General features: G+C 71.8%; 26 protein-coding genes and 2 pseudogenes. 19 read left to right on the top strand and 9 right to left on the bottom strand.

Features of this window, described 5'->3' with window-relative positions; genetic code table 11:
* Nucleotides 1-38 precede the first annotated feature (38 nt).
* The 5 genes from OG202_RS28140 to rpmG form a co-directional block, all read right to left on the bottom strand.
* Nucleotides 39-305 (bottom strand): DUF397 domain-containing protein, encoded by a 267-nt coding sequence (locus OG202_RS28140; protein WP_033524685.1) that lies wholly within the window; start codon nucleotides 303-305, stop codon nucleotides 39-41.
* 414 nt (nucleotides 306-719) lie between these two features.
* Nucleotides 720-953, bottom strand: a complete 234-nt coding sequence (gene rpsR, locus OG202_RS28135) for a 30S ribosomal protein S18 (protein WP_326579417.1) — start codon at nucleotides 951-953, stop codon at nucleotides 720-722.
* A 6-nt stretch (nucleotides 954-959) separates the two neighbouring features.
* Nucleotides 960-2234, bottom strand: a complete 1275-nt coding sequence (locus tag OG202_RS28130) for a CobW family GTP-binding protein (protein WP_327728350.1) — start codon at nucleotides 2232-2234, stop codon at nucleotides 960-962.
* A gap of 5 nt (nucleotides 2235-2239) precedes the next feature.
* Nucleotides 2240-2497, bottom strand: a complete 258-nt coding sequence (locus OG202_RS28125) for a type B 50S ribosomal protein L31 (RefSeq protein ID WP_033524682.1) — start codon at nucleotides 2495-2497, stop codon at nucleotides 2240-2242.
* 6 nt (nucleotides 2498-2503) lie between these two features.
* On the bottom strand, nucleotides 2504-2668 hold the full coding sequence (gene rpmG / locus OG202_RS28120; protein ID WP_327728351.1) for a 50S ribosomal protein L33: 165 nt from the start codon (nucleotides 2666-2668) through the stop codon (nucleotides 2504-2506).
* Between the two features lie 61 nt (nucleotides 2669-2729).
* On the opposite strand from rpmG, the gene rpmB reads away from it, so the two are divergent.
* The 5 genes from rpmB to OG202_RS28095 all read left to right on the top strand — a co-directional run bounded on the left by rpmB (nucleotide 2730) and on the right by OG202_RS28095 (nucleotide 4975).
* Nucleotides 2730-2966 (top strand): 50S ribosomal protein L28, encoded by a 237-nt coding sequence (gene rpmB / locus OG202_RS28115; protein ID WP_028796437.1) that lies wholly within the window; start codon nucleotides 2730-2732, stop codon nucleotides 2964-2966.
* Nucleotides 2966-3271, top strand: a complete 306-nt coding sequence (gene rpsN / locus OG202_RS28110) for a 30S ribosomal protein S14 (protein WP_327728352.1) — start codon at nucleotides 2966-2968, stop codon at nucleotides 3269-3271. Before rpmB ends, rpsN begins: the two co-directional genes overlap by 1 nt.
* A gap of 35 nt (nucleotides 3272-3306) precedes the next feature.
* A complete protein-coding gene (locus OG202_RS28105) occupies nucleotides 3307-3669 on the top strand; it encodes a hypothetical protein (protein WP_328223794.1) in 363 nt (120 codons plus the stop codon).
* Nucleotides 3670-3759: 90 nt separating this feature from the next.
* Nucleotides 3760-4278: a hypothetical protein gene (locus OG202_RS28100; protein WP_327728354.1), complete on the top strand. Its 519-nt coding sequence runs from the start codon at nucleotides 3760-3762 to the stop codon at nucleotides 4276-4278.
* Between the two features lie 136 nt (nucleotides 4279-4414).
* Nucleotides 4415-4975, top strand: a complete 561-nt coding sequence (locus tag OG202_RS28095; protein WP_327728355.1) for a DUF4232 domain-containing protein — start codon at nucleotides 4415-4417, stop codon at nucleotides 4973-4975.
* Between the two features lie 15 nt (nucleotides 4976-4990).
* Here OG202_RS28095 and OG202_RS28090 read toward each other — a convergent pair whose 3' ends face one another.
* A complete protein-coding gene (locus OG202_RS28090) occupies nucleotides 4991-6199 on the bottom strand; it encodes a DUF2786 domain-containing protein (protein WP_327728356.1) in 1209 nt (402 codons plus the stop codon).
* Between the two features lie 193 nt (nucleotides 6200-6392).
* Here OG202_RS28090 and OG202_RS28085 point away from each other — a divergent pair, with 193 nt between their 5' ends.
* The 9 genes and pseudogenes from OG202_RS28085 to OG202_RS28045 form a co-directional block, all read left to right on the top strand.
* Nucleotides 6393-7286 carry an ABC transporter ATP-binding protein gene (locus OG202_RS28085; protein ID WP_328223793.1) on the top strand — a complete coding sequence of 298 codons (894 nt, stop codon included), beginning with the start codon at nucleotides 6393-6395 and terminating at the stop codon, nucleotides 7284-7286.
* Nucleotides 7280-9448 carry an ABC transporter permease gene (locus OG202_RS28080; protein ID WP_328223792.1) on the top strand — a complete coding sequence of 723 codons (2169 nt, stop codon included), beginning with the start codon at nucleotides 7280-7282 and terminating at the stop codon, nucleotides 9446-9448. The genes OG202_RS28085 and OG202_RS28080 overlap by 7 nt, the downstream gene beginning before the upstream one ends.
* A gap of 100 nt (nucleotides 9449-9548) precedes the next feature.
* Nucleotides 9549-9812 carry a hypothetical protein gene (locus OG202_RS28075; RefSeq protein ID WP_326579440.1) on the top strand — a complete coding sequence of 88 codons (264 nt, stop codon included), beginning with the start codon at nucleotides 9549-9551 and terminating at the stop codon, nucleotides 9810-9812.
* Nucleotides 9813-9968: 156 nt separating this feature from the next.
* Nucleotides 9969-10089, top strand: a pseudogene (locus OG202_RS28070) (lysine transporter LysE); the annotation flags it as partial.
* A 151-nt stretch (nucleotides 10090-10240) separates the two neighbouring features.
* Nucleotides 10241-10849, top strand: coding sequence for a hypothetical protein (locus OG202_RS28065; RefSeq protein WP_326579442.1), 609 nt, complete (start codon nucleotides 10241-10243; stop codon nucleotides 10847-10849).
* A 205-nt stretch (nucleotides 10850-11054) separates the two neighbouring features.
* Nucleotides 11055-11996, top strand: coding sequence for a phosphotransferase family protein (locus OG202_RS28060; RefSeq protein ID WP_326579444.1), 942 nt, complete (start codon nucleotides 11055-11057; stop codon nucleotides 11994-11996).
* A gap of 264 nt (nucleotides 11997-12260) precedes the next feature.
* Nucleotides 12261-12926 (top strand): LysE family translocator, encoded by a 666-nt coding sequence (locus tag OG202_RS28055; RefSeq protein ID WP_326579446.1) that lies wholly within the window; start codon nucleotides 12261-12263, stop codon nucleotides 12924-12926.
* 72 nt (nucleotides 12927-12998) lie between these two features.
* Entirely contained in the window at nucleotides 12999-13727 is a 729-nt protein-coding gene (locus OG202_RS28050) for a Clp protease N-terminal domain-containing protein (protein ID WP_328223791.1), read from the top strand.
* A 124-nt stretch (nucleotides 13728-13851) separates the two neighbouring features.
* Nucleotides 13852-13990 (top strand): annotated as a pseudogene (locus tag OG202_RS28045) (IS5/IS1182 family transposase); the annotation flags it as partial.
* Here OG202_RS28045 and OG202_RS28040 read toward each other — a convergent pair.
* Nucleotides 13987-14757, bottom strand: coding sequence for a DeoR/GlpR family DNA-binding transcription regulator (locus tag OG202_RS28040; protein ID WP_327728362.1), 771 nt, complete (start codon nucleotides 14755-14757; stop codon nucleotides 13987-13989). The pseudogene OG202_RS28045 and the gene OG202_RS28040 overlap by 4 nt on opposite strands.
* Before the next feature lie 306 nt (nucleotides 14758-15063).
* Between OG202_RS28040 and OG202_RS28035 the strand changes: the two genes are divergently transcribed.
* The 3 genes from OG202_RS28035 to OG202_RS28025 all read left to right on the top strand — a co-directional run bounded on the left by OG202_RS28035 (nucleotide 15064) and on the right by OG202_RS28025 (nucleotide 17913).
* Nucleotides 15064-15207 (top strand): hypothetical protein, encoded by a 144-nt coding sequence (locus OG202_RS28035; RefSeq protein ID WP_327728363.1) that lies wholly within the window; start codon nucleotides 15064-15066, stop codon nucleotides 15205-15207.
* A gap of 148 nt (nucleotides 15208-15355) precedes the next feature.
* Nucleotides 15356-17080 carry a bifunctional 3'-5' exonuclease/DNA polymerase gene (locus tag OG202_RS28030; protein WP_328223790.1) on the top strand — a complete coding sequence of 575 codons (1725 nt, stop codon included), beginning with the start codon at nucleotides 15356-15358 and terminating at the stop codon, nucleotides 17078-17080.
* A gap of 449 nt (nucleotides 17081-17529) precedes the next feature.
* The gene (locus tag OG202_RS28025; protein WP_326579473.1) at nucleotides 17530-17913 is read left to right on the top strand and encodes a hypothetical protein; all 384 of its coding nucleotides are present in this window, start codon (nucleotides 17530-17532) and stop codon (nucleotides 17911-17913) included.
* A 157-nt stretch (nucleotides 17914-18070) separates the two neighbouring features.
* On the opposite strand, the gene OG202_RS28020 is transcribed toward OG202_RS28025, so the two are convergent.
* On the bottom strand, nucleotides 18071-21325 hold the full coding sequence (locus OG202_RS28020; protein ID WP_327728365.1) for an AfsR/SARP family transcriptional regulator: 3255 nt from the start codon (nucleotides 21323-21325) through the stop codon (nucleotides 18071-18073).
* A gap of 347 nt (nucleotides 21326-21672) precedes the next feature.
* Entirely contained in the window at nucleotides 21673-22572 is a 900-nt protein-coding gene (locus tag OG202_RS28015) for a glycosyltransferase family 2 protein (protein WP_327728366.1), read from the bottom strand.
* Nucleotides 22573-22936: 364 nt separating this feature from the next.
* On the opposite strand from OG202_RS28015, the gene OG202_RS28010 reads away from it, so the two are divergent.
* Together OG202_RS28010 and OG202_RS28005 are read left to right on the top strand one after the other, a co-directional pair.
* On the top strand, nucleotides 22937-23629 hold the full coding sequence (locus OG202_RS28010; protein WP_327728367.1) for a DUF6000 family protein: 693 nt from the start codon (nucleotides 22937-22939) through the stop codon (nucleotides 23627-23629).
* Between the two features lie 143 nt (nucleotides 23630-23772).
* Entirely contained in the window at nucleotides 23773-24390 is a 618-nt protein-coding gene (locus OG202_RS28005; RefSeq protein ID WP_327728368.1) for a hypothetical protein, read from the top strand.
* Nucleotides 24391-24434 lie beyond the last annotated feature (44 nt).

Below are 24434 nucleotides of genomic sequence, written 5' to 3'. Positions count from 1 at the left end.
ATCGTCGGGTCCGCCGGCCTCCCGCCGCCGGGCGGGCGTCATCCGACCAGGTGGTCGAACTCACCGTCCTTGATGCCCAGGAGCATCGCCTCGATCTCGGCGCGGGTGTAGACGAGCGCCGGACCGTCGGGGAAGCGGGAGTTGCGTACCGCCACCTCACCGCCGGGCAGCCGGGCGAACTCCACGCAGTTGCCCTGCGAGTTGCTGTGCCGGCTCTTCTGCCAGGCCACCGCGTGGAGCTCGGTCAGCTCCGTCGCGGCCATGCCGTTGTACACGTCATCCACGCCGTACACGTCGTGGTCCACAGGTCGCTCCCCGGGTGGTGCAGTGATGCGCGTGATGCGCATGGGCACTGGTGTGGCCAGTGATGCCAGTGATGCGGTGGTCAACTGCCCCGGATCATAGCTTTGTTCATGTGCTGACGCATGAGCGGATGCACCTGCGCGTGCACGGGCAGATGCACGTGCACGAGGGGTGGCCCCACGGTTACAGCACTGGAGAGACGCATGTCGGGGCATTCCTGTTCCATCGGCGGCGCAGGCGGCTCATGTCGTCCTGATTCATGACCCCCTGTCCCTCCCTACGGGGGGCGGGTGCGCGCGGTTCAGGGGGTGGGGCGGCCGTGTGCAGGATGGCGGGAAACGAGTGCCCCCGGGGAGGTCGTGGAGCCTCCCCGGGGGCCGGGTGGGGGTGGTGGTTCGGAGGTTCGGGGTGTGGTGTCAGCGGGTGGAGTACGGGAGGAGCGCCATGTCGCGGGCGTTCTTGATGGCGCGGGCGAGTCGGCGCTGCTGCTGGGCGGTGACGCGGGTGACACGGCGGCTGCGGATCTTGCCCCGGTCGGAGAGGAAACGCCGCAGGAGGTCGGTGTCCTTGTAGTCGATGTAGGTGATCCCGGCCTGGTCCAGCGGGTTGGGGCGGGACTTGGCGGGCTTGCGCTCCGGCTTGCGGGGCATGGCGGTTCAGACCTCCAGGAAGGTGTCGAAGGGGCGCGGCAGCCGTTCCCAGGCGGTGCGGCCGGCGGCGTACTCGGCGTCGGTGAGCAGGCAGGACTCCAGGAGCTGTTCGAGTCCGTCGCGGTCCAGGCCCGGGGAGGTGAAGACGAGGTGCTGGCAGCGGTCGCCGTGTTCCGGGTGCCAGTCGAGGGCGGCTGCGGCCCGGCGGACCGGCGGCACCATGTCCCAGGCGGCGTCCGGGAGCGAGGCGAGCCAGGGGCCGACCGACTCCACGCACAGGGCGCCGCCGGCCGCGTCCCAGTGCAGCAGGGTGTCGGGGCGCTCGGCCAGCCAGAACCTGCCGCGGCTGCGGGCCGCCGCGCAGCAGAGGTCTTCGAGCGCCGCGTACAGCCTCTCCGGGTGGAAGGGGCGGTGGCGGCGCCAGACGAGGGTGGTGACGCCGGATTCGTCGGCGTCGGTGGGCAGGAGGGCGCAGGCGGGGTGCTGGGCGGCGGCGGCCGCGTCCACGTCGAAGCCGGCGAGCGCCGCGGTGATCAGGGCCGGGGGGCGCCGTGCGGAGTGCCGTGGGCTGCCGGGTGCGGGTTCGTCGTGGCTGGTCGCGCCCCGCGGCGGAGCCGCAGATCGATGCTGCCCCGCGCCCCTTTCAGGGCCTCCGGCCACTTCAGGGGCACGCCACCGGCCGCCGATGGGCACCCTCTGTGCCGTCGGGTGGAGTTGGGCCAGTAGGGCCCTGTCCTCGTCGTCCGCCTCCTCCGAGTCCAGGACGGCCAGGACCGGGGCGTATTCGAGTTGGCGGGCGAAGGTGTCTGCGACGGTGCGCTGGTCGGTGGTGGCGGCGGCGAGGCCCCGCTCGGCGAGGTCGTCGCCGTTGCCGAGGTAGGGCAGCAGCAGGGCCGGGTCGACGGCCGTGATCACCGAGGTGAGGCGGAGGCCGCCGGACGCGACCACCTCCGCCATCGCCTTCGGTTCCACCGAGTCCCAGAGTTCGACCACGGCGAGGCGGGTGAGGCCCGCGTCGGCCAGGCGCTCCAGTTCGGGGACGAGGTCCTCGCGGAGGGCGCAGCAGGCGCAGTCGTTGACGAGCGGGGTCTCACCGGTGGAGATGAGGCCCGCCGCGTCCCGGACGGTCCGGACGACCATGGCGTCGGGGCCGTCGGCAGCGGTGGAGAGGTCGTGGTGCAGCGCGACGCTGCCCGGGACCCCGGCGAGCAGCGCCTCGACGGCGGCCCGCCGGGCGTCGGCGTGCAGCCCGCCGACGATCGCGACAGACAGCTGGGTCACGTCGGTCAGCCTCGCTTCTTCCCGGCGCCGTACCGCTTCTCGAACTTCTCCACGCGCCCCGCCGTGTCCAGCACGCGCGCGGTGCCCGTGTAGAAGGGGTGGCTGACGTTCGAGATCTCGACGTCGACCACGGGGTAGGTGTTGCCGTCCTCCCACTCGATCGTCTTCTCGCTCGTCATCGTCGAGCGGGTGAGGAAGGTGTGGTTCGCGGCGCGGTCTCGGAAGACGACGGGCCCGTACGACGGGTGGATGTCCTTCTTCATCGTCGGTCAGCGCTCCTCTCGGAAGTCGACGTGGCGGCCGGCCCTCGGGTCGAACTTGCGCAGCGTCAGCCGGTCCGGGTCGTTCCGGCGGTTCTTGCGGGTGACGTAGGTGTAGCCGGTGCCGACCGTGGACCGGAGTTTGATGACCGGGCGGAGTTCGTTGCGTGCCATGCTGATACCTTACTGAAAATGAATTCCATTTGCATCACCTGATCGAGAGAGGTGCATCACCTTGTCCGCCCACTGCATGCTGACCGGCGCCCGGCCCGGCTTCGGCAACCGCATCTCGCACTCCCACCGGCGAACGTCCCGCCGCTTCGACCCGAACATCCAGTCCAAGCGCTACTGGCTGCCCAGCGAGAACCGCCACGTGCGGCTGCGGCTGAGCACCAAGGGGATCAAGACCGTGGACGTCATCGGCGTCGAGGCCGCGGTCGCGCGGATCCGCGCCCGGGGGGTCCGGGTCTGATGGCGAAGAAGAGCAAGATCGCGAAGAACGAGAAGCGGCGGGAGATCGTCACGCGGTACGCCGAGCGGCGGGCCGAGCTGAAGGAGATCATCCGGCGGCCGTCCGCCACGGAGGCCGAACGCGACGCCGCCCGGCGGGAGCTGCGCGCACAGCCGCGCGACGCCAGCGCGACCCGCGTCCGCAACCGGGACCAGGTGGACGGCCGGCCCCGGGGGTACTTCCGGACGTTCGGGCTGTCCCGGGTGAGCCTGCGGGAGCAGGCACATGCGGGGTTCCTGCCGGGGGTGCGCAAGTCGTCCTGGTAGGGGCGGAGCGGTCGGGTGCCGTGGTGGCGGGCGTCGTGGCTTGCGGCGGGTGGCGGGGCGTCGCGGCGTGCGACGGGTCGCGGGACGTCGCCGCGTACGACGGGTCGCGGGACGTCGCCGCGTACGACGGGTCGCGGGACGTCGCCGCGTACGACGGGTCGCGGGACGTCGCCGCGTACGACGGGTCGCGGGACGTCGCCGCGTACGACGGGTCGCGGGACGTCGCCGCGTACGACGGGTCGCGGGACGTCGCCGCGTACGACTGGCGCCCGGCCGTCGCCGCGTACGACGGGTCGCGGGACGTCGCCGCGTACGACTGGCGCCCGGCCGTCGCCGCGTTCGTCGTCCTCGGAGTCCTCACAGTTCCCGGCCATCTGCCGCAGAGCCGCTCCTGGTAGCTTGCCGCTGTCGCCGCGGCGACCGGATCCGGCCACAGCTTTGGGAGACCTCCAGTGACTACGGCGAGTACGGCGACTACGGCACAGCCCGTGACCAGGGCCTCCTCCGCCCGCCGGCGCGTGCGCGTCGCGGCGGCGGCGGCCGGGCTCGCGGCCGCGCTCGTGCTGACCGGGTGCAGCGGTGACGGCGGCGACTCCGACGCCAAGGAGTCGTCGACCGCCCCGACGCCGACGGACAGCGCGGACGGCGGCGGCTCCGGGGACTCCTCGGACTCCTCCGGCGCCGAGACCGAACTGCAGGGCAGCTGGCTGGCCACGACCGGCGGCAAGCCGGTCGCCCTGTTCGTCAACGGCGCCGAGGTCGCCGTCTTCGTGGGCAAATCCGTGTGCGGCGGCAAGGTCTCCGACGCGGCGAACATGCAGATGATCAGCCTCACGTGCCAGGACGGCAGCGACGACCGCACCGAGGGCATGGTGGACAAGGTGAGCGCCAAGTCCCTCACGATCACGTGGGAGGGCGGCGTCGGCGAGGAGACGTTCCAGAAGGCGGAGGGGTCCATGCCGTCGGGGCTGCCGACGGATCTGCCCACGGCGAGCGCCGGGTCGTAGATCGGGCGTACGGCGAGCCGCGGATCGTAGATCATGTGTCGGACGGGCCGCGGAACCTCCGGGTTTCGCGGCCCGTCCGCACGTTCACACCACCACCGGCTGTGCTGTGACAGCCACGAACTCCACCGGGATCCCCATGCGCACCACTCCGACCGCCATCGCCGCCGCCCTCCTCGCGGCCCTCGCACTCACCGCCTGCGGCGGGGGTGACGGAGGTGACGGAGGTGACGACGGCAAGACCAGTGCCGCCACCCCCGAGAGCGCGGAGGGGAGCGCCTGTACGGCCGCGCAGGCCGGGTTCGAGGTCGGGCCCAGCAGCGCCGCCCCGGCCGCCGGCGACGAGGGCGGCGTGCCGGTCACCGTCACCAACAAGGGCGACGCCGCCTGCACGCTGAAGGGCCTCGCCGGGGTCGACCTGGTCGCCGGCGGCAAGTCCTGGGCGCTCCAGCCGCAGGAGGGCGCGTCCCCGGACACCGAGGTGACGCTGGAGGCCGGTCAGGCGATGACCTTCACCATCACCTACGTGCACGGGGTCGCCGGGGACTCGGAGAAGAGCGCCGCGGTGGACGAGCTGAGGCTCACCCTGCCCGGAGACAGCAAGGTCAGCAGCTTCAAGTGGCCGGACCCCGAGGTCGCGGTGAAGTCCGAGAGCACGCTGGACGCGACGGTGGGGCCGTTCCTGCCGGCGGGCGACTGAACCGCCGCGTACGGGTCATGACGGCAGCCGGGGCCGCGCCCCGACCTGGGCACGGTCGGCCGCCTCCGCCCCCTGCCGCCAGCCGGCCAGGTCGCTGACGCCCCGGACGCGGGTGGTGACCGTGTCCGGGAACATACGGGTGACCTGCTCGCGGACGGCGACATCGCGGGCGGCGAGCACGGGCAGCAGGTCCTGTTCCGGGGCGCCCGCCCCGCCCGTGCCCGCGCTCTCGGCCTCCGCCTCGGCGACCTGGGCCTCGGCGACCGCCGCCAGCCGGTCGCCGATGCGGTGGGCGTAGGCGGCCAGGAAGGACTGCCGGAAGGTCTTGGTCCGCTTGCGGCCGCCCTTGCGCTGGGCGGCCTCCGCCTTCGTCAGGGCGGTGGTGGCCTGGACGAGGAGCGAGGTGTGCAGCAGCTCGACCGCCTCCAGGTCGGCCTCGAAACCGACGACCGTGGAGAAGCCGAGGTCCTCGTTCCAGACGGCCTCGCAGCGGTTGGCCCGGGCGACCGCGTCCAGGAGCACCGCCTTGGCCGTCTCGTACGGCGGTTCGACACCGATCCGGCACGCGCCGGGCGCGTTCTTGCTGTGCGCGCGGGCCGCTATCAGCGCCTCGTCGATGCTGTGCCGCGCCATCAGCTCCTGCGCCTTCGCGCTGAGGGCCTCCGCCTCCTCCGGGAAACCGGTCGCCTCCGCCTTGGCGAGGAGCGCGCGGATCCGGCTGAGCATGCGGGATTCGGGGTGGGGCGAGTTCTGTGCGCCGCCGGTCGACTGCGGGCGGTCCAGGGGTTCGAGGGTGGGGAGGCGCAGGAGGAGGCGGTACAGCTCCAGGGCCGCGGTGGCGTGCGAGAAACGGTCCGCGCGGGTGGGGTGCGCGGCGAGTTCCCTGACCTCGTCGAGCTGGGCGGCCCAGCGGGGGCCGGGCGGTGACTGCCGTTTCCCCGCCTCGGGCCCCTGCTCGTGCTCCTGCTCGTGCTCCTCGACGACGAGCCGCGCGAGGAGTCGTAGGTGCTCGTCCTCCAGCTCGCGCCGCACGAACCGTACGACGTCGGCGGGCTGCCAGCCGCGCCGCCAGGCCCCGGCGACGAACTCCCGTCCGCGCCGGGCGAGTTCCACGTCCGCCGCCGGGTCGGCGGCGAGCAGGGAGGCGCCGGTGTCGAGGGCGGCGTCGGTGTCGGCGTAGAGGGCCGCCTCGAAGGCGCGGTCCACCGTGCTGGTCGTACTCACGTGTTCGATCGTGTCATGGCGTGGGGGTGGTGGAGGGGGGCGGTCGCCCAAGGCGGTGGACGGGGACGGCCCAGGCGGTGGACGGGGGCGGTCGCCCAAGGCGGTGGACGGGGGCGGGGGTAGGGCCGGCCCTACCCCGAGGACGCCCCCCAGGGGTCGTGTGCGGGTGGGGCTCGGACGGTTCGCTTGGGGCATGACCACGACAGGGACGGACAGGGCCTCGGCAGGGGCGGAAGAGACGGGGTTCGCGGCCGTACGCGTACGCGGCCTGCGGCGGTCGTACGGGGAGGTCGTCGCCCTCGACGGGGTGGACCTCGACCTCGGCGCCGGGACCTTCACGGCGGTGATGGGGCCGTCGGGGTCGGGGAAGTCGACGCTGCTGCAGTGTGCGGCGGGGCTGGACCGGCCGTCGGGCGGGACGGTGCGGGTCGACGGGGTGGAGCTGTCCGGGCTGAGCGAGCGGCGGCTGACGCTGCTGCGCCGGGAGCGGATCGGTTTCGTGTTCCAGGCCTTCAACCTCCTCCCCTCCCTCACCGCCGCGCAGAACGTCGCCCTGCCGCTGCGGCTCGCCCGGCGGCGGCCCGCGCGTGGAGCGGTGCGCGAGGCCCTGGCCCGGGTGGGGCTGGCGGAGCGGGCCGGACACCGGCCGGCCCAGCTGTCCGGCGGACAACAGCAGCGGGTCGCCCTGGCCCGGGCGCTGATCACCCGCCCGGCGGTCCTCTTCGGCGACGAGCCCACCGGGGCGCTCGACACCACGACCAGCCGTGAAGTGCTGTGTCTGCTGCGAGAGTTGGTGGACCGGGAGGGCCAGACCACGGTCATGGTCACGCATGATCCGGTGGCCGCGTCGTACGCGGACCGGGTGGTGTTCCTGGTCGACGGGCGGGTGAGCGGGGAGGTCACCCGTCCGTCCGTGGAGAGGGTGGCGGCGTACATGGCGGGGCTGGAGCGGAGGGCCGCGGCGCCGGGCGGCGGGGTCGCGGGGGCGGCCCGGGGCGCGGTTCGGGAAATCGCCGGGGCGGTCGGGGACGGGGCTGTCGGGGACGGGGCTGTCGGGGACGGGGCTGTCGGGGGTGTGACGTGCTGACCCTGGCGTCGTTGCGTACGCGGTGGGCGGCGCTGATCGGATCGTTCGTCGCGGTGGCGTTGGGGGTCGGGGTGATGACCGCCATGGGGCTCGGGCTCGCGGCGACGCTCGACCCGCCCGCGCGTGCGCCGGAGCGTTTCGGCTCCTCCCCCGTCGTGGTGGCGGGCCTGGACAGGCTCACGGTGGAGGTGCGGCGAGGGCCGGGCACGGCCCGGGTGTCACAGAAGCTGGCGTATCCACACCCTGTGGACGAACGACTGCTCGCCGAGCTGCGGAAGCTGGGGCCGGTGACGATGGGTTCGCAGGAGGAGATCGGGGCGGCCGGGGTGGACGCGGCCGGGGTGGACGCGGCCGTCGCCGACGTACGGGCGGTGGTCGGGGATCGGGCGCGGGTGCTGACGAGTGACGCGCGGCGGCGGGTGGATCCGTCGTACGAGCGGGACGCGGAGGCGCTGGTCGCCGTCAACTCGCTGCTGGGGACGGCGGGCGGGGTCACCACGTTCGTGTCGGTGTTCGTGACGGCGTCGACGTTCGCGTTCGTGGTGGCGCTGCGGAGGCGGGAGTTCGGGCTGTTGCGGATGGCGGGGGCGACACCGGGCCAGGTACGGCGGCTGCTGCTCGGGGAGGCCGTGGCGGTCGGGGTCGTGGCGTCCGGCGCCGGGTGTGCGCTGGGGGCGTGGGGGGCGCCCGTGCTGGTACGGGCATTGGTGGACGGCGGGGTCGCGCCGACGTGGTTCGCGGTGCCGGGTGCGGTGGTGTGGCCGTACCACGTGGCCTTCTGGACGGGGGTGTCGGTCGCGCTCGCGGGGGCCTGGGTGGCCGCGCGGCGGGCCGGGCGGATCGGGCCCGTGGAGGCGTTGCGCGAGGCATCCGTGGACACGGGGGTGCTGCCGCTGTCGCGCCGGGTGATCGGTGCTGTCCTGCTGGCGGGTGGACTGGGGTTGCTGGCCTGGAAGGTGGGGACCGACCCCGCCGAACTGCTGAAGCGGAAGACGTACACCACCCAGCCCATGCTGCTGATCACGGCGGCGGCCGCGCTCGCACCGCTGCTCGTCCGGCCGGTCGTACGGCTGGTGGGGGCGGTGCTGCCCGGGGCCGCGGGGCTGCTGATCCGGGAGAACGCGGCCACGTCCGTACGCCGCACCGCCGCCGTCGCCGCGCCGGTGCTGGTGACCGTCGCGCTGGCCGGCTCGCTGCTGGGGGCCGCGGGGACCGTGGCGCAGGCGAAGGGGGCGGAGGCGGAGGCGCGGACCCGGGCGGACTTCGTGGTCACGGGTGAACCGGGTGGGGGGTTGCGGACCGACGTGGCCAGGGGCACCGGGGCGACGGCGACTGTGGCCGGGTCGGCTTCGACCGCCGTGTACGTGGTGGAGGAGGGGAGCGCGCTCGTGCGGTCGGACGCGCGGGCCGTGGCGGATGTGGCGGCCTTCGCGTCGGTGGCGCGGCTGCCGGTGGTCGCCGGTGACGTGCGGGATCTCGACGACCGGTCGATCGTCGTGAACGAGGAGTGGGAACGGCATGAGGTCGGGCAGAGCGTGCGTGTGTGGCTCGGGGACGGGCGTCCGGTACGGCTGCGGATCGTGGCGGTGCTCGCGCGGGGCACCGGGGACAACGGGGCGTATGTGACGGCCGCGAACGCCGGCGGGGCGGTGGTGGACCGGGTCGAGGTGCGGGTGGGGAGCGGGGCGGACCGGGCGGGGGTCGCGGCGGCGCTGGAGGGGGCGGCGGCGGGGGCCGGCGGGACGGTGCGGTCGGCCGAGGAGTGGCTCGCGGCGAACCGGCCCGGCACCAAGGCGCACACCCGGCTGGGGTTCCTCGTGGTGCTGGGCATCGCCCTCGTGTACGCGGGGATCGCGCTGGCCGGGACGCTGTTGATGGCCACGTCGGCGCGGGGTGCGGAGCTGCGGTCGCTACGGCTGGCCGGGGCCACTCGCGGGCAGGTGCGGGTGGTCGTGGTGGGTGAGGCGCTGGTCGCGGTCCTGGTGGGAGTGGTGCTGGGAGTGGCGGTCACCGCGGTGAACCTGGCGGGGGTCGTGGGTGCGTTGGGGATGGTGTCGGCGCCGGTGGGGGTGGCTGTGCCGTGGGAGGCGGCCGGGGCGTGCGTGGGGGTGTGCGGGGTCGTGGCCGTGGTCGCGGTCGCCGGGGCGGTGGGGCGGCGGTGAGGTGAGGGGCGTCAACCGGGGTGGGTGTGCGTGTCGGGGGGGGCGAGTGCGGGTTCGGGTGGCGAAGGCGTCTGGTTCAGGTGCGAGGACGATCGCCGCGGTGTTGGGACGGCCGGTGGAGACGGTGCGGGGCTGGCTGCGGCGGTTCGAGCAGCAGGCTGAGCACGTTCGCGTGTACTTCACGATGCTGCTGGTCGACACCGGACCCGATCCCGTCCCGCCCGCCGCGTCTCGTCAGCTACGAGCGGTGGGGTTCTGGAGTATCGAGTACCGCGCTCAACGCCCCTGGGTACGGCTGGACCTGACGTGCAGGACAAGCGAGACGACCGCACAGGTCACGACGGCGAAGATGGCGCCGCCATAGTTGTCCTGGATGCTGCCGGCTGCGATCAAGGTCCCGAGCCCGAGACCCGAGCTGACTCCGGCCCGCGTCGCCTCTGGTCTCCCCCGCTTTCCAGAGCGGCGCCCGGTTCACCCATTCGAAGAACTCCATCGCGGCCGCCCACGCCTGGCTGATGGGGCCACCGCCCGGGACTGGTTCGCCCGCTCACCCCGGCGGCTCTCCCCCGGTCGGCGGCGTCGGCAGCCTCACCATGATCGGCCTGGGCATCACCGTCGCCGCGACCGGCCGCAAGGGCTGAGGCCCGGACGCCCGCGTTGTCATGGCCATCGCCTAAGGTGATCGCCTAGTTACTGGATTTTCTCATGTGTGGTAACCGGGGGAGTAGCTCAATGAGGGATGGCCGACGGATCCGCGCGCCCAGGCGGTGGGCGTGTGCCGCTGTCGTCGTCATGACCGCACTGTCGGCGTGCGGCAACGGCGACACGGCGGACACGGCCGAAGCCGGAGGAGACGAGTCGCCGGCAGCGTCAGGGACCCCCTCGCCGGGCAAGAACGCGACCGCCCAACCCGAACCGAAGAAGATGCCTTCGGCGCGCGAGCCCGTGCTGCACGTGGACGGCAAGTACACGTACACCGTCCAGATCCTCAAAGCCGAGACCGCGGTGAACGTCCCAGGCACTCCTCCGCCGGCCGGCACGATGGCGCTCACCCTGCTCCTGCGCGTGGAGGCCGAGCCCCGCAACCGCAGCATTCACGCGCCCTACGCGGCGCTGGCGATCGACTATCCGAGCCTCAAGGACGAGCTTGATTCGCACATCGGGGGCGTACTCGACGGCGCAACGCCGTACATGACCGAGGACCAGATGCTTTACGGCGGCGAGGGAGCCAAGGGTATCGACTCGGTGTTCGGCACCCTCCAGCCGAACACCGTGTACTACCACTGGGCCTGGCAGATCGTGTCGGAGAAGGCGAACCTGGAGGGCGCCACACTGTGCGAGCGGGGAATCTCGGATGTCAGTTGCATCCCCGTCGGTGACATCACCGCCGCCGAATACTGACGCGGGGGCGCCTGGCCTCAGCCGTCCTTCTCGGTGTCGGTCCCGCCGTCACCGCCGCCCGCCGAACTCCCACTCGTGCACCTCACCTTGGTTTTTATGGTCTGAGGTCGAAATGATTCTCGAACTAGGTCGCTCACCTGCGCGTTCGCCGGACGTAGGGGCGGCCTTCGTCTGATCCTGTCGCTCTGGCGTCTACGGTTTCAGCATGTCCGCTACAACAGCGCTGCCGCCGGCGATGGCCGAGGAACTCCTGCATCCCGTCCTTCCCGCTGCGCCCGTCGGGGAGGTCGTTCTGCGTACTGGTGGGGAGCTGAGCACGATCTTCGAGATCCGGTTCGTCGGGGCGGCCGAGCCGGTCGTAATCAAGATCTATGACGATCAATGGCGCTGGAAACAGGAGAAGGAGATCTACGTCTACCAGCTGCTTCAGCAGCACGGTGTCGGGCCGGTGCCGGCCGTGTTGCACCATGGGGACGCCGACAACGCGCTCGGGCGCTGCTACACGGTGATGACGATGCTCAGGGGCCAGCCGTTGTCCGCCGTCAGCCACGCCCTCGACAGGGCATCGCTGCGGGAGATCTACCGCCAGATCGGGGGCTGCATGGCTGCGGTCCACCAGATCCCGCAGGGCGCCTACGGATACCTCACCACGCGGGTTTTGGATCCCGAGCCGACGAACACCGCCTATATGACAAGGCAGTTCCACAAGAAGCTCAGGGAGTACGCCGATCACGGGGGCGATGCAGCACTCGCGACGGCCATCGAAGCGAAGGTCGCTCGGCAGGCCGACCTGCTCGGCGCGTGCCGACATGCCGTGTTGTGCCACAACGACTTCCACGAGGGCAACGTCCTGGTCGCCGAGGAAGGCGGCGGATGGCAGGTCAGCGGCTTCATCGACGTGGAGAACGCGATCGCCGCGGACCCGCTGATGGACGTGGCCAAGACCGACTACTACTCCGTCCACGACGACCAGGACAAGCGCGAAGCGCTCTGCGACGGCTACGGCACGCTGCCCGCCGACTGGAGCGAGCGGGTCGGCCTCTACCGCCTCTACCACGCTCTGGAGCTGTGGGACTGGTTCGCCTCCATCCGCAACACGGCGCCGTTGGAGGGCATCACCGACGACATCCGGCGGATGACGGCCTGATCTTGAGTACCGAATACAGGTGGTGAACCACCGGCATTTCGCCGATGAAAACGACACCTTGCCGACGACCGCCCCACCTGAACACCCAACGGTGGGGCGTCGCCGTCAGAGTCCATGGGCATCGTGAACGTCGCCTTCGTCGGCATCTTCAACGCCGGGCAACACCCGCGCCCCTATCGGGGCCCCGTTGTTCAGCCTGCGTGCCATGTCCCAGTGGGTGGAACGGGGTCGCCCTCCCCTGCCCGAACTGTCAAGCATGGCCTCATGGTTGACGGATCTCTCTACGTGGCGTTTCTGGTGGCGGCGTTCGCGCTCTGTGTGACGCCGGGGCCCGACATGATGTTCATCGTGGCCGTCGGGGGGCGGGGCGGGCCGGCGGTCGGGGTGATGGCGGCGGCGGGCGTGGCGAGCGCGATGCTGGTGCACACCGTGGCGGCGGCGCTGGGGCTCTCGGTGCTGTTCGAGGCGCTGCCGGTGCTCTACTACGTGCTGCGGTGGCTGGGGGCCGCGTATCTGCTGTACCTCGCGGTGAAGGCGTTCCGGGACCGGTCGGTGCCGGGGGACGACGGCGGCGCCGGCTCCGGAACGGCGGCGGACGGCCGTGCGGGCGGCCGTGCGGGCGCCGGGCTGCGGCGGGCCTTCTGGCAGGGCGCCGTCACCAATCTCCTCAACCCCAAGGTGATCCTCTTCAACGTGGCGTTCCTGCCGCAGTTCGTGGACCCCTCCCTCGGCCACGTACCCGGCCAACTCCTGCTGCTCGGCTGCACCATTGTGGTGATGGGCTTCCTGTGGGACGGCTCGGTCGGGCTCGTCGCCGGTCGCCTCACGCGGGTGCTGCGCCGCAGTCGCCGGGTGGCACGGGGGCTGAACATCTTCACCGGGACGGTGTTCGCGGGGCTGGCGGTGCGGCTGGCGACCTCGCCGAAGTGAGGGCGGAGCCGGACGCCCGCCAAGTGTCAACTTCGGGTTGACACCCCTCCACTGTCAACCTACGGTTGACACATGACGACGAACCCGCGCATCACCGCGTCCATCCGTCTCGACGAACTCATCGACGCCATCAAGAAGGTCCACCCGGAACCGCTCGACCAGCTCCAGGACGCGGTGATCGCCGCGGACCACCTCGGCGAGGTGGCCGACCACCTGATCGGCCACTTCGTGGACCAGGCCCGGCGCTCGGGCGCGTCCTGGACGGAGATCGGCAAGAGCATGGGGGTGACGCGCCAGGCCGCGCAGAAGCGGTTCGTGCCGAAGGGCGAGGGCGATCTCGACCCCAGCCAGGGGTTCGGCCGCTTCACCCCGCGCGCCCGGAACGTGGTCACGGCCGCGCACAACGAGGGCAAGGCCGCCGGCGCCGTCGAGGGGCTGCCCGCCCACCTCGTCCTCGGCCTGCTCGCCGAACCGGAGGGGCTCGGGGCCAAGGCGATCGTCGCGCAGGGCGTCTCCCCCGAGGCCGTACGGGAAGCCGCCACCGCCGTCCTGCCGCCGGCCTCCGCCGAGGTGCCCGAGCTCATCCCCTACGGCTCCGAAGCCAAGAAGGTCCTCGAACTCACCTTCCGCGAGGCCCTCCGCCTCGGCCACAACTACATCGGCACGGAACACATCCTGCTCGCCCTGCTGGAGTTCGAGAACGGGGAGGGCGTGCTGAGCGGCCTTGGCGTGACCAAGGAGGCCACGGAGGCGGACGTGGCGGATGCGCTGCGGGCGCTGGAAGAGGGACGGGGTCACTGAGCCCTTGTCAGCAAGGTGCTGTGCGGAATCTCGCCTTGGCACCTACTGAGATCGTTTCATTCTGAATTGCCTGGTCAAGCCTATGGTGTGAGTCGAGGCTGAAGGACTCGTGCTGGCAGGGGGCGTAGAGCGGAGTTTCGCATGGCGGGGCGGCTTCCGGGCGCCTGCGGATCCGATGGGAACGGCGAGCCCAAATACACAAAACGTTCCTTGAGCTCGCCCGCTGCCTCATCGTCTGCCGGCAGCACAAGTCGATTTGTTAGTCGCTGCCTGTGGTCTCACCTGTCAGGATCACCCTCACACCGGCCTCACGCAGGGCCATACAGGTCGCATCGTCTTCAGATGCGTTGGTGATGAGCGCATCCAGGTCCTCGGGTCCGCAGATCTTCACCATGCCGGTTCCGGGGAACTTGCTCTTGTCGGCCAGGAGCACCACCCTGTCGCCGGCGGCAATCATGGCGCGTCGGGCTGGCACCTCGGCCACTGTGGTGTCCATGATCTGGCCCCCGGGGCGGAGGCCACAAGCGCCCATGAACAGCCAGTCGACGTGAACTTGGCGGAGGTTGTCCTCCGTCATGAAACCGTCCAGCATGCGTGACTCACGGATGACCATGCCCCCGAGCAGCATCAGGTCGATGTTCTCGTCATCGATGAGTTCGTCATACACGGCGAGGTTGTTGGTGATCACGGTAAGTCGGCGACCGTGCAGTTGCAGTGCCAGCCGGTGAACCGTTGTGCCGCTGTCGAGAATGATCGACTGACCGTCCTCGATCATTGCGGCCGCTCGGGCGGCAATGGCGTCCTTCTCCGCCACCAGCATCTCGGCGGCCTCGTTGAAGGGAGCTCGCTCCTCGTCGATGACCGCTCCACCATGGACACGAGTGAGCAGTCCGTCCGCCTCCAGCTTGAGGAGGTCACGGCGGATTGTCGCTCCGCTGGCATCAAGCTGCTCGGCGAGGTCGGCCACGGAGGCGGTGCCGCCAGAACGGAGGGCCCGCAAAATGAGTTGGTGTCGTCGTTCAGCCAGCACGCAACGGGACACTACACGCCGCCGACCGACGCAATCCGCTGACTTCTAGCCGCAGTTGACGACTACTCATGTTCCTGCGGCGGTGCGGCCCTTGCACTGAAATACCGAACTCCGGGTCCGGTCGGTTCAAACCGTTTGAAGGCAGCTCCGGTCGCTACGCGTCGCAGAAGAATCGGTCGCCATGATGCACAGGGCAGGTGATTCTGGGAGCCGTCCGCCTCTGTCAGCCCCAGTAAGTCAACCGCCGTTCGTCGATGCCCGGGCGGCCAGGAGCGGAATGGATGCGATGCGACGGAGGTGGAGCTGATGCTGTCCCTGGTCGACGCCGAGCATCTGCACGCTGCCCTGTGCCGCGCCCTCGACGGGCACCCGGCGCCCCCGGCCGCGCCGGAGTGCCGCCAGCCTGTTCAGACCTCGCGCGGCAACGCCCACATCGTGGGCCGGGCGTAGCCGGTCCCCGTCCGGGGCCCAGCAGCACCCCCGACAGACGTGTGTGCCCGTGCTGTCGGGGTGCTCGCTCGTCCACGACGGCCGGCCCACCGCCGGGCCCGCCCGCCGCTCCCGGTCATTGTCAGACCCCCCTGCCACACTCGCACCCATGACCGACCGGTGGGCGCTCGCGACGACCGAGGACGGTGGCGTGGAGGTCGCCCCCCTCGGGGCCGACGGCGTGCTCGCGGGGCCGGTGACCTGGGAGGCGGATCCGGCGGAGGCTGTGCGACGGCGGCAGCCGGACGTCGGTCGGTGGGTGTGGCGGGCCACCACCGAGATCTACCCCCGTCTGCTCGCCGAGGGCATCCGCGTGGAGCGGTGCTACGACATCGAGGACGCCGAGAGCCTGCTCCTGGGGCACGAGGGGCGTCTCGGGGAACCCCGGTCCGCCGCCGCCGCTCTCGCCCGTCTGCGCAACGCACCCGTCCCGCCGGATCCGCCCCTCCGCTCCGCCGACCCCGGTGCCCAGCCCTCCCTCTTCGAACCCCGCCCCGTCCACGTCCCCCTCACCGACCTCGTCGAGGTGTACGCGGACCAGCAGCGACGGCACGACGCCACCGCCCACCCGGACCGGATGCGGCTGCTGACCGCCGCCGAGTCGGCCGGGATGCTCGTCGCCGCCGAGATGAACAGGGCGGGGTTGCCGTGGCGGGCCGATGTGCACCGGGAGGTGCTGCACGAGATGCTCGGCGAGCGGTACCCGGGCGGGGGCGAACCACGTCGCCTCGCGGAGCTCGCCGAGGAGGTGTCGAACGCCTTCGGGCGGCGGGTGCGGCCCGATCTGCCCGCCGATGTCGTCAAGGCCTTCGGGCAGGCCGGGATCCGGATCGGCTCCACCCGCCGCTGGGAGATCGAGACCCTTGATCACCCTGCCGTGAAACCCCTCCTCGCATACAAGCGGCTGTACCGGATCTGGGTCGCCCACGGCTGGTCCTGGCTGCAGGACTGGGTGCGGGACGGGCGGTTCCGGCCCGAGTTCCTCGCGCACGGCACCGTCACCGGGCGGTGGGTCACCAACGGCGGGGGCGCGCTCCAGATCCCCAAGGTGATCCGCCGCGCCTGCGTCGCCGACCCCGGCTGGCGGCTCGTCGTCGCCGACGCCGACCAGATGGAGCCGAGAGTGCTGGCCGCCATCTCCCGCGATCCCGGGCTCATGGAGGTCGCGGGCCGCGCGACCGACCTCTACCAGGCCGTCTCCGACCGCGCCTTCTCCGGGGACCGGGCGCAGGCCAAGCTCGCCGTGTTGGGTGCCGTGTACGGGCAGACCTCCGGGGACGGCCTCAAGAACCTCGCCGCGCTGCGCCGACGGTTCCCCCGCGCCGTGCGGTACGTCGACGACGCGGCCCGCGCGGGCGAGGAGGGCCGGCTCGTACGGACCTGGCTCGGGCGTACGTGTCCACCGGCGGCCGGGGCTTCGGATGCGGCGGGCGAGGAGGCGGGCCTCCCCCAGGCCGACAGCGACCTCGGACCCTCGGAACAGGGACAGGGACAGGGACAGGGACAGGGGAGTGAGTGGGTGCCGGGGTACGCCTCCACCAACTCCCGCGCCCGAGGCCGCTTCGCCCGCAACTTCGTCGTCCAGGGCAGCGCCGCCGACTGGACCCTGCTCCTCCTCGCCGCCCTCCGCCGCGCCCTCGACGGCATGGCCGCGGAGCTGGTCTTCTTCCAGCACGACGAGGTGATCGTGCACTGCCCGGCTCAGGAGGCGGAGGCGGTCGTGGCGGCGATCCGGGAGGCGTCGCTACTGTCGGGACGGCTGACGTTCGGGGAGACGCCGGTGCGGTTTCCGTTCACCACGGCGGTGGTGGAGTGTTATGCGGAGGCGAAGTGAGCACGATCGACCGAGGAACAGCGGTACCGGCTCATGGGCGCGGGTTGCAGGGAACCGGTCGCGCCGTTCCCCGCGCTCGTACGTTTGTGGTGATCGGCGAACTCGATACTCCATGACCACCGGGAGCCGTGCCTTCGCGTGAACCTGCTGGTCCAGTGCGAGTCACCATCATGGCCGACAGGACCCGACCGGCTGCGCCGGACCGACCGCGAGAATGACGAAAGTCCAGGCCCTGAAGGGTACATGACGGCTCGTCAGCCAAGGCCAAGTGATCATTTGACACTTCAAGTATCAATGCGCAATTGTTTTCCTCACTTCCTCGATAACACCGAGGGAGCCCATGAGTGGGCCATTCAGCAGCACCTACCCCTGTTTATCTGGCCCACATAACGCCGCCACCCCCACAGAAAACGATCCTGGATATATCCAGGAGAGAGGCGTGTAATCAAATGGCGAAGATATTGCGCACGATTTCGGCAGTCGCTCTTACCACTGTCAGCATCACCGGCCTGGCCCTGTCCGGAACGGCCCAGGCCGCGACGTACCCGTCGGTCAAGGTCAAGGTCTGCAACGCGACGGACCGGGACCGCGTGTACCAGATCGAGGGGCTGAACCAGGACAACGCATGGACGAGCTACTACGAGGGTGACACCATCAAGGCGAACGGCGGCTGCCACACCGTCAGTTGGTGGTGGAAGACCGGCCAGAACGTGAAGATCAGCACCTTCCCCACCCGCTGGGACCCCGACACGGACAGGTGGACCGGCCGTGGCTACATCCTTCCGGCGGATGCGAAGAACGGCAGTACGCGAACCGCCACAGTCGAGTGGTAGAGAACAGAACCACATGGCGTAGTCGGTAAATAAGCCGACCCGTGCACAGTCAGGCACGGTCCTGCCGGATGCGGTGCGATCACCATGCCGCGCTCCGGGCAGGACCGTGCCCTGGTGATCCGCCGCGCCCGGGCTGGTCAACCACTCCCCGCGCCCCTTATACAGCGCGGTCCTTCAGCAGTTCTCTCAGCTCCACCGCCACCGTCGAGTCCGTGCCCTCCAGGATCGACTGTGCGCGCTCCCATTCGCGGTACGCCTCCTCCATACGGCCCCCGGCCCGCAGCAGCAGCCCCCGCTGGTGCCGGGCCAGGCCCACGGCGTACTGGTCGGCGCGGCGCTCGGCGAGGTCGAGGAGGACGGCGCACTCCTGGGCCGCGCGGTCCGGGTGGCCGAGTTCGCGCAGGGCCCGTACCAGGCCGAGCCGGGACTTGGACTCGCCCTGCCAGTCCTCGTCGTCGCCGAGGATGCGCAGGCTCTGCTCGAAGTTGCGTACGGCGGCGGCCGGTTCGCCGAGGCGGAGGTGGGCGTAGCCGATGTTGCAGTGCGCGGTGTGCCGTACGACGAGACTGTCGGCGATCTCGCCCAGCGCCAGGCTCCGTTCGTGGTGGGCGATGGCGGCGCGCGCGTCGGTGTGCTTGTACAGGTTGCCGAGGTGACTGAAGGTCACCGCCTCGCCGTAGGGGTCACCGAGTTGCCGGGAGAGCTCCAGGCTCTGCCGGAGCGTCTCCTCGCTCTCCTCGTACCGGCCGAGGCTCTCCAGTACGAGCCCCCGGTTGTTCAGGCAGCGCCGTACGCACGACACCACTCCGAGGCGGCGCCACAGCTTCAGGCCCTCGTCGTTGAGGGCGAGCGCCTCCGAGGCCCGGCCGGACATGAAGTGCAGCCCCGCGCGGTCGGTGAGGGCGAACGCCTCCGCCTCGTCTTCGCCGAGGGACCGCGCCACGTTCAGCGCGTGCCGTCCGAGCACGTCCAGCTCGGCGAGCCGGCCGCCCCGGTGCAGATAGGGGAAGAGGTGGCGGACCAGGGTGGGGACGAGTGCCGCCGCGCCCGTCCCGGCCGTGCCTGCGGTGCGGCCGTCGCCGTGGTCGCGGGCGCAGCGTTCCACCAGGGCGACGATGGTGGGGAGTTCGCGGTCGCCCCAGGCGAAGGCCTCCTCGGCGGAGGTGAAGGGCGGTTCCGTGGGCGGGCGTTCCTCGGGGGATTCCGCAGCCGGGGCCGCGCCCGCCGGCTCGGACGTCTCCGGCCTCGTGCGGAGGCGTTCGTCGCGCTCGTACCCCGGTGGCAGCATCACCAGCAGGCTCTGCCGGGCGCGACCGGTGTACCAGCGCAGGGCCTGCTCCACGGCCGCGGCGGTCTCGGTGGCGGTGGCCGAGTCGGCGAGTTCACGGGCGAAGTGACGTACGAGGTCGTGGGGGACGTACCGGCCATACGTCGTCTCCTCCAGGAGGGCCACGTCGACGAGGCGGTCGAGGGCGGCCTCGGCGCGGGACTCGTCGGTGCCGGTGAGGCGGGCGAGGAGGGGTGCGCCGTAGGCGGGCAGGTCGAGGGCGCCGATGCGGCGGAGGGCGTGGGCGGCGTCGCGGTCGGCCTCGCGGTCGGAGGCGTGCAGGGCCTCGTGGGCGACGGCGAGGGAGCGGCGGACGCTCAGGTCGTCATATTCGAGGTGCTGCAACCTCCCTTCCGTGGCGGCCAGTTGGCCTGCCAGCGCGTCCGGGGTGAGAGCGCGCCGGGCCGCGAGGCGGGCCGCGACGACGCGGAGGGCGAGCGGGAGGCGGCCGGTGAGTTCGACGAGGGGGTGCGCGGCGTCCAGACCCGCCGCGCGGCCCGAGGCGGCCCGCAGCAGGGCCGCGCTCTCGTCGTCCGACAGCGGGGCGAGCGGGAAGCGGTGGGCGCCGTCCAGCGCGGTGAGCGGCGAACGGCTCGTCACGATGACCGCGCAGCCGGGGCCCGCCGGGAGCAGGGGGCGCACCTGGGCGGCGTTCGCGGCGTCGTCCAGGACCATCAGGGTCCGGGTGGGGGCGAGGGTCGAGCGGAGTAACGCGGCCGCCGCGTCCGGGTGTTCGGGGATGCGGCGGGGGGCGGTGCCGAGGTCTCGGAGCAGGGCGGCGAGGGCCTGGGCGGGGGTGAGGGGGGTCATGCCCGGGGTGGCGCCGTGGAGGTTGATGTACAGCTGGCCGTCGGGGAAGTGTTCGGAGAGTTCGTGGGCGAGGTGGAGGGCGAGGGCGCTTTTACCCACGCCGGCCATGCCGCTGATGACTGCCGTCGGCGAAGCGGGGCGCCTCTGGGCTCGGGGGAGACTGCGCGTCGGCGGATGCGGGCTCGTTGTGGCTGGTCGCGCAGTTCCCCGCGCCCCTGGCGGGGTGGGGGCGCAGGTCTCGTCACATGCGCCCCCGGCCAACTCCTGGCGCAGCTCGGCCAGTACCTCTGTCCTGCCTGTGAAATAGGCCGGGGGTGGCGGGAGTTGGGCCGGGCGGGGCGGGGGCTCCTCGGCAGGGGGGTCGGGTGGGGTCGGGCGGGGCTCGGCGGGCTGTTCGCGCAGGATCTCCACGTGGGCGTCACGTACGGCGTGGCCCGGCTCCACGCCGAGTTCGTCGAGGAGGCGGGCTCGGAGGTCGCGGTGCACGGCGAGGGCCTCGGCCTGGCGGCCCGTGCGGTGCAGGACGAGCATGAGGAGCCGGTGGAAGGCCTCGCGCAGGGGGTGCTCGGCCACGAGGGCGGCGAGTTCGGGGGCGAGCGCGCCGAGCGCGTGCGCCCCGGCGGGTTCCGCCTCCGCCCTGCCGGGTTCCGGCCCGCCGGGTCCCGCCCTGTCGGCCGCGAGGTGGAGTTCGGCGTCGTACCGTCGCTCCAGGAGCAACAGCCTTGCCTCCTCCAGGCGTTGGACGAAGGCCTGGGCGCGGAACTCCTCGACCGGCAGACCGCCGAGCGGTTTCCCCCGCCAGAGGGCGAGCGCGGCGGTGGACTCGCGTACGGTCCGGGCCCAGTCGCGCTCGGCGTGGGCGGTGCGGGCGGCACGGGCGTGGCTCTCGAAGACGCGGACGTCCAACTCGCCCTCGTCCACCCGCAGCAGATAACCGGGCGGGATCGCGCGCAACCGCTCGGGGTCGTCCAACAACCTGCGCAGCCGGGTCACATGGTTCTGCAGGGAGGCCTGCGCGGAGGGCGGTGGCGCCGCGTCCCACAGCACGTCCTTCAGGGTGTCGACGGAGACGACCCGCCCAGGTTCGAGCAGCAGTGCGACGAACAGGGCTCGCATCTTGCCGCTGCCGACGGACCGTACGCCGCCACCGGAGCCACCGGCCGCACGGCCGCCACCGGAACCCGCGGCGTCCCCGGCGACTTCGGTGTCATCCGCGCCCCCGGCCCCGTACAGAACCGGCGGACCGAGCAGTCCGAACCGCAGCCCGTCCCGCATAGAACCCGTCCGCTGCCTTTCCGCACCGTCGTTCCGGGCCCACCCCACGGCGACCTGCCGCCGCCTCCCGTACGGCTCCTCGTGGAACCGTTGGGCTCATGTTAGCGATCCGTTGGCGGGACCTGATGTGATCACTTCATCGGATCCGGCGACGACGGCGCACGCGTGAGACGCGTAGCTCGGGGGAGTGCCGCCGCCGTCGCCGGATCCGGGAACCGCACAAAGCGCTGTGCCCCGGTCGGCGGGGGTGAACGACCGGGGCACTCGTGTGTGCGGGATGTGGCGTGGGGCGGCCCTACGGGATCGACGGGCGGCTGTGCGCCACGGGATCGACGGGCGGTTCCGCCCTACAGAATCGGCGGGCGGCCGAGCCGCGTCAGGCGCCAGACGGTCCGCCAGCTCATGGGCCGGCGCTCGCCGCCCGACTCGCGCCAACCCTCCACGAAGCCGCCGAACCACGCCTTCAGGCCGCCCGCCGAGCGCGTGCGCAGCAGGGTGATGAGGACCCAGACCCCCAGGTGCACGGGGATGAGCGGGAGCGGGAGGCGGCGGCGGGCGAGCCAGACGCGGTTGCGGGCGTTGACGCGGTAGTAGATGGCGTGCCGCGCGGGTGAGGTCTTCGGGTGCTGGAGCAGCAGTTCGGGGGCGTACAGCACGGTCCAGCCGGCGTCGAGCGCCCGCCAGGCCAGGTCGGTCTCCTCGTGCGCGAAGAAGAACTCGGCGGCCCAGTCGCCCGTCTCACCGAGCATGGTCATGGAGAGGGCGTGCCCGCCGCCGAGGAACCCGGTGACCGGACCGCCGCGCATCGGGTCCTTCGCGCCGACCCTCGGTACGTGCCGCCGCTGGGTCTCGCCGTGCTCGTCGGCGATCCGGAACCCGACGATGCCGAGGCGCGGGTCGGCGGCGTACAAGTCCCGTACGCGGCGCAGCACATCGGCGTCGACGAGCAGCCCGTCGTCGTCCAGTTCGACGACGACGTCGACGTCACCGAAGGCCCGCAGCCGCTCCAGGGCGACGTTCCGGCCGCCGGGGCAGCCGAGGTTCTCGTCCACCTCGATGAGGGTGACCTCGCCGGGCAGTTGGAGCCGTTCGGCGAACTCGGGGAGGGGGCACCCGTTCCCGACGACGACGATCCGCTCGGGCGCGACGTCCTGCTTGGCCACGGAGGCGAGCAACGCGTCCACCTCCGCGGGCCGATTGCCCATCGTCACCACGGCGACAGCGACCCGAGGCCCGGCCTCCACCACGACACCAACCCCATTCCGTCCACGGACCGCCGACGACGACCGGCGCGGCCGACGACCGTCGACCCGGTTCCCGTCCTCCACCGACTGTTTACGGCCGGGATGCTAGTCGTTCACGCCGGAGACTTCGCATCGACTCCTCGACTTCGCTGTTCAGGCCCTTCGCCGTCCCGCCGCGCGGCCCGCGCCACTCCACCGACTCCATTTGTCCCCCGCGCACTTGATTACGGATCAGGCCCCCGCCGACGCCGGTCATTCTCGGCCGTTTCCGCTCTGCGCGACCGTTTCCGCCCTGCGACGGTCCGCACGGCCCTCACCGCGTTCACGGCCTTCTCCGGAGCCGGCTGCCTGGATCTACGCTTCCGGCATGGTGGAGCGGAGATGGCGGAGAGAGCTGCGCGGGTCGCGGGTGTGGCGCGTGCCGGTCATGACGCCGGAGGAGGCGGTCCGGTGGAACGCTGTCAAGCGGTACGTCCAGCCGCGCGCCGACCGGCGGAGCATCGGCCGTTACGGGGAACTGCTGAGCGGCCGGTTCCTGCGGTTCGAGGGGGCCACCCGGAGGCGGTTCCTGCACCCACTGCTCGCCGACGCCGCGTCCATCCCGGACGCCGACCTGGACGCCCTGCTCTTCGAGGGCTGGCGGCCCCGTCTCACCGCCGCGTGGCTGATCGGCATATCCCGGCGGACCTCCTACCGCCCCCGCCTCGGTGAACTGCTGCTGGCCAGCGAGACGGTGTACGCGGGCCTGGGCTACTGCTTCGCCCTGGCCCGTTTCGGCACCGACGAGGACGCGGAGATCCTCGCCGCCTACCTGAACCGTTATCTGCCCCGCACCGACCTCCGCTACGACCAGCCCGTGGCCATGGGGGCCCTCCTGTACGTCGACAGTCGTCTGGGCACGACCCACGCGGCGCCCTTCGCCGCGCCCGGCGGCCCCTACCAACGCTGGGTGGACACCGTCGTCCACGAGTCGGACCGCCCCGCGTACGCCTCCGACCGGGAGCTCACGGGCATGACCCGCCTCTGCGACTTCGCCGACGGCTGGACCACGCCGGACTGAGGTGACGACTTCCTCGACGGCGGCACCGCGTCGCCCGGCTGAAGTGACGGGAGGCCGAGGACGACTCCGGTGGACAGGTGCGAGCGGACCGGGGCAGTCGCGGCTCTGGTGGGGGTGTTGTTCCTCGGCTAGGGTCCCGCCCCATGATCTCTGGGGCAGAGCCGGCTGTCGACGCGACGGTCGTGCGGTACGGTCGGCGGCGGTTTCTCTGGAGCCTGTTGTTCGTGCCGGTGACGCTCGTCTCGGGTGGGCTCGGCGTGGTCGAGGCGGTGTACGGCCGCGACAGCGACGGCCTGTTCGCCTTCTGGGGCCCCGTGTTGTTCCTCCTGATGGCGCTGCTGTTCGCCGTTCCGGTCGTCTCCGCCTGGCGGACCCGCCGATGGGTGGCAGCTTTCGACGCGACGGGATTCTGGTGGATCCGGGGCAAGGAGATCGCGCTGATCCGCTGGGACTCGCTCGCCGGAGTGGGTGTCTACTGGACGCACCAGATCTCCACCGTCGAACTGTGCCCCCGGGACGAGATCGACCGCGACGACCCGCTGCTGTGGCAGTTCGTCCGTGACACGGAACCGCTCCGGCCCGGACTGCCCCGCCTGCGCTACCGTATCCGCCTCCCCCACGCCCACAGGCCCTACGAGCAGGCCCTGCGCCGGTGGGCGCCCGAGCTGTGGTTCGGCGTGGTGCCGCAGCCGCCGTCGTACGCGGGACGGCCCGACCGGGCGGGACACCGGGAGCGCACGGCGAGGCGCGGAGAGGGCTGACCGCCGGCGTCACACGCCCTCTCCCACCGTGACGGGACGTGTCA

Origin of the sequence: Streptomyces sp. NBC_00310, from assembly GCF_036208085.1 — a bacterium.
Classification (GTDB): Bacteria; Actinomycetota; Actinomycetes; order Streptomycetales; family Streptomycetaceae; genus Streptomyces.
Note: the sequence above shows the minus strand (reverse complement) of the source record. Positions and strands in the feature narration are given on the sequence as shown.